The sequence below is a fragment of the Clostridium sp. FS41 genome, from assembly GCF_000954015.1.
Classification (GTDB): Bacteria; Bacillota; Clostridia; order Lachnospirales; family Lachnospiraceae; genus Enterocloster; species Enterocloster citroniae.
This window is the reverse complement of the sequence record NZ_JYHN01000018.1, coordinates 1-2,122: the sequence shown is the minus strand read 5'-3', so window position 1 is coordinate 2,122 and position 2,122 is coordinate 1. Positions and strand designations below refer to the sequence as shown.

2 protein-coding genes are annotated in these 2,122 nt (G+C 43.3%); both read right to left on the bottom strand.

Going from position 1 to position 2,122, the window contains the following annotated elements:
- Window positions 1–116 (bottom strand): transposase (locus tag CLFS41_RS29260; RefSeq protein ID WP_200895069.1); only part of this gene is annotated, 116 nt, incomplete at its 3' end.
- Between the two features lie 55 nt (window positions 117–171).
- Window positions 172–1,419, bottom strand: coding sequence for a group II intron reverse transcriptase/maturase (gene ltrA / locus CLFS41_RS02510; protein ID WP_045091353.1), 1,248 nt, complete (start codon window positions 1,417–1,419; stop codon window positions 172–174).
- Window positions 1,420–2,122 lie beyond the last annotated feature (703 nt).

The window sequence follows — 2,122 nt, the reverse complement described above, 5'->3', positions numbered from 1 at the left end:
ATTTGACCTACATCTGCCTTGATATCTTTATATATTACCTGCCTGCGATATTTTGGTGCAAAAACCAGATGATACTTGCAATCCCATTTTGGTCGAGTAGATAAGGGGAATTTCACCCCAAATCTCTCACGGAACCGTACGTGATAGTCTCCCATCATACGGCTCTTGTCATCATTTCACTGGTATATAACCCACTTTCCAATGGTAAAACATTTCTATATTCGACATGGCTATCTGATGCAGTAAACGCTGTGCTTTTTGATAACTCCGCCTTGCCTTCCTCCTTGTTTTTCTCAACCACCGTACTAACGTCAAATTCACATAATTGATTCCCTGTCTGAATGCTTCGCTTGGAGTGAATTTTGTAAAATAATTTATCCATCCCCTGATAATTGGATTTAGTCTTTCTGACAATGCTACTATGTCTGTGCTGTTTTGCTGTTCTATCCCCTCTTTGATTTTCTCACGGAATACTTTTCCGGCATCACTGCTGACCGCTGGTGTGAATCCCATGAAATATTTTCCCTGTCCGCTTTTTACAAGCCGAGGCCTGAAACAATATCCGAGAAATACAAACGATGTTTCCACATCCTCCGGCACTTCTTCATTGTTTCGTTGGCAAAATACAATCTTGCTTTTCTCAGGGTGAATTGTCAGTCCCACTCGCTGCATCTGCTCCTTTAGCATTTCAAGTACGAATTCTGCCTGTTTTCTGCTGACACAATGTATCAATCCATCATCAGCATATCTTTCCCATGGGCAGTTTGGAAATTTCCTGTTCATCCAGTTGTCAAATCCATAATGCATGAATAGATTCGCAAGGACTGGACTAATCACCCCACCTTGGGGTGTACCGGAATTCTTTTCGCAAACCGTTCCATCCAGCATCTGTACTGGCGCTTTCAGACATCTTTTGACATAAAGGCTAACCCATTTTTCTTTGCAATGGTTTTCAACCAGCCTCATCAGCTTATCATGTTCAATGTTGTCAAATAGCCCTACAATATCAAACTCAATGACCCATCTCATCTGAAAGCATCTTTTCCGGGCTCTCTCCACCGCATCAAGGGCGGACTTACCTGGCCTGTACCCATATGAATCTTCATGAAAAACAGGTTCCACAAATGGCTCTATATGGTTTCGGAGCACCATTTGTGCTACTCGGTCCTCAATAGTCGGAATTCCCAGAAGCCTTACCTTTCCATTCTTTTTCGGTATTTCAACTCCTCTGACCGGTTTTGGGAAGTAGCAGCCGGATGACATCCTGTTCCACAGCACATACAATCTGTTTTTCCAGTTTTTGTCAAACTCCTCCAGCTCTATTCCATCCACACCGCCAGCGCCTTTATTGGCCTTGACCGCCTTGTACGCATTCAGGACTTCATTCTGTGAAATATGAAATGTTTTCCCTTCTTTCATGTAATCCTCCCATTTCTGGTTGTTCTATTCAAGAAGTTGCGATGACAGAATCCCTTTGCTCCACCTCCATTACAGAGACTTCATCACTACTACGGATTCTTCCGCACCTGTGTTGTTCATTCCTACTTTCATACTCGCACATATGTTAGCTTGTATTTTTCGGTTAGCATTACAACACAGGATTCTCCTGTTCCTTTCATGAGCCTGCACCATGCTCCTGTAACCTCAACACCGACAGCCACCCGCGCAGTAAATCAGGCTCCTCACGGATCTATCCCAGCGTCCACACAACACTCTGGTTTTGACTGTACCTATAAGTCTTAACGATGCTTCATCAGTTCTTCATTTTCATTCAGCTTCATGGCACTTAACTGACAGTTTCTTTACTGCCTTTTCCTCATACGCTCAATACCGTAGCTTTTGTCTATAGCACCTATGGGTGTTTTGCAACCTGCACCTGCATACCGATTGCGGAAGGCCTGCTTCCATCTCACGAAAAGCACTGCTTTTCGGTTACTGCCTTTTCAGTATCCTCTAGCATTCAGGACACACTATGAGCTAAACTATTATTGTCCATTTTGGACCTCCTGTGCTTTTTATTTGTGGTTTGCAGACCTACATCTATTTTAGCACAGGAGCTGCTTTTATCTGAAGATATTCCCTCCACCTGCAGAGCAGGTGGTTTATTTTTACTGTGACACAA